The organism is Bacillus sp. 7884-1, assembly GCF_002272245.1.
Taxonomy (GTDB): Bacteria; Bacillota; Bacilli; order Bacillales; family Cytobacillaceae; genus Neobacillus.
In genome coordinates, this window is sequence record NZ_NPDD01000125.1 from 1 (window position 1) to 1,524 (window position 1,524).

A 1,524-nucleotide genomic window follows, 5' to 3' on the forward strand; every position below is an offset into this window, starting at 1 on the left:
AAATTTCCCTACCACCACGTTTTTATTTTCAGGATAGTTGAATAAGGAATTAGATCGCCGCTTTAATCATTATTGGGTTCAAGCTTTAGAATTTACTTCATCACTTTCTCTAATATCTTACTAACAAATTTAGTTTTACCATTAGTATAAGTTGTAGAGTCTTTTGAGGTCTTTGCAAACTCTTTTTTAACTTTGTGTACTCAGCCACCACCTCAGAATTGTTACGTAAATAATTTCCAAATGCTATGTTTAGCTAATTCTTGTGGAGATATTATGTAAGATATTTTTGGGAACATTATAATGAATAATTACCATTTTTGTTAACAGACTATAAAGAAGATAAATTAGTGGAGGGGCCGTTAAGATGAATTTAAACGAATTAGGCTTTCTTTGGTATCTAAAATCAAATTCAAATATGGTCAATATTTTTTTGAAAAATCTTATTGATACTGCTGAAGATAATGATTTGAGGAATACTTTAAATGAGATTAAAACACTATCTACATTTCAAGAACAAGAGGCTATACAATTATTGTCTGAAAATGGCTTTAAAGATGCCCCGTTTTTCAGTGAAAATGATTTATATTGCTCTTCAGCAAAGTTATTTTCTGATCAATTAATTATAGAGATTCTTAAGCACATAACTAGTAATGGACTTCGTGTGCTTGCTTTTCAATATTCTGACTTAACCGATTATAAGGTTAAGAATTTTTTTAGAGAAATACTTTATAAGATTACTGAAATTGATAATTCTCTTTTAAAATTGCTAGATAATAAAGGTTTATTGCAAAATAGGTCATTTTCTTACAAAAAAGCTGAGGAAAGAGAAGGCACATTTTTTAAAGTTGTATCAACTCAGCAAAGGCCACTAAATGCTGTTGAATTAGCAAGCATGTTCGGTTCATTTCAATGTAATAATGTTGGTGTAGCCCTATGTACTGCTTTTTCTGATGTTGTAAAGGATGAAGACACAAAGAGGTTTTTGCAAGATGGGACCAAGTTGGCTATTAAACAAGCTACTACTTTATCCGACATATATAGAGAAAACGGAGTTCCAACAACAACCGGCTTAGAGGCTCACGTTTATAAGGTGAGTGAATCTCCATTTTCAGATAAACTAATGGCTAATTTAATAATGTTCCTGAATCCCATAGGAATCGCTAATTTACAAACAGCTGTTGTATCTAGTTATAAAAAAAGTCACGTAAAAATACTAAAGGAACTAATCGAACAGGTAGAAAACTTTTCAGAAAAAGGGTTTAAGTTATTAGTAAGGAAAGACTGGTTTAATGAGCCACCGATAACTAATAGGTCAATTAATAATTAATATTACGATATTTTGAAATGCTTCAGGATTTACAATCTAAGATGTGCTGTAGATCTTGTAAAACAAGCTCATAAATTTTGCCCCCATTCAAAAGTATTAAAAGGAGGCAATGTTTATGTGATATGTGAAATGAAAAGTATCAGTCGAATATTTACAAAAAAAGGTAGGGTATGAAGGTTGATAAACAACCTTCATAT

At 30.8% G+C, this 1,524-nt stretch carries 1 protein-coding gene; it reads left to right on the forward strand.

Going from position 1 to position 1,524, the window contains the following annotated elements; translation table 11 throughout:
* Window positions 1–364 precede the first annotated feature (364 nt).
* Window positions 365–1,327, forward strand: coding sequence for a DUF3231 family protein (locus CHI06_RS15030; RefSeq protein ID WP_095249419.1), 963 nt, complete (start codon window positions 365–367; stop codon window positions 1,325–1,327).
* Window positions 1,328–1,524: the final 197 nt, after the last annotated feature.